General features: G+C 62.3%; 1 protein-coding gene. It reads left to right on the top strand.

The window, feature by feature from the left end:
- The coding region (locus MRBLSP13_RS18900) for a 3-oxoacid CoA-transferase subunit B (RefSeq protein WP_363756059.1) at positions 1–494 on the top strand (494 nt) is incomplete at both ends.

Below are 494 nucleotides of genomic sequence, written 5' to 3'. Positions count from 1 at the left end.
TGGGGATCGGCATACCGACGCTGGTGGCCAACCATATCCCCGCCGGCGTGGAAGTGACGCTGCAGTCGGAGAACGGCATGCTGGGCATCGGCCCCTTTCCCTATGAGGGGGAGGAGGATGCCGACCTTATCAATGCGGGCAAGCAGACGATCAGCGAATTGCCGCAGAGCTGCTATTTCTCCAGCGCGGACAGCTTCGCGATGATCCGGGGCGGGCATATCGACCTCACCGTTCTGGGCGCGATGGAGGTTGCGGAAAATGGCGACATCGCCAACTGGATGATCCCCGGCAAGATGATCAAGGGCATGGGCGGCGCGATGGACCTGGTCGCGGGTGTCAAGAAGATCATCGTCGTCATGGAACATGTGTCCAAGGACGGCAGCCCCAAGTTCATCCCGGCCTGCACCCTGCCGCTGACCGGCAGGAATGTGGTCGACATGATCGTCACCGACCTCTGCGTCTTCCAGCGGCCCGACCATGACAGCCCCTTCCGC

Source organism: Sphingobium sp. LSP13-1-1.1 (assembly GCF_040676415.1).
In the GTDB taxonomy this organism is placed as follows: domain Bacteria; phylum Pseudomonadota; class Alphaproteobacteria; order Sphingomonadales; family Sphingomonadaceae; genus Sphingobium.
This window is presented reverse-complemented; position numbering and strand designations above follow the sequence as displayed.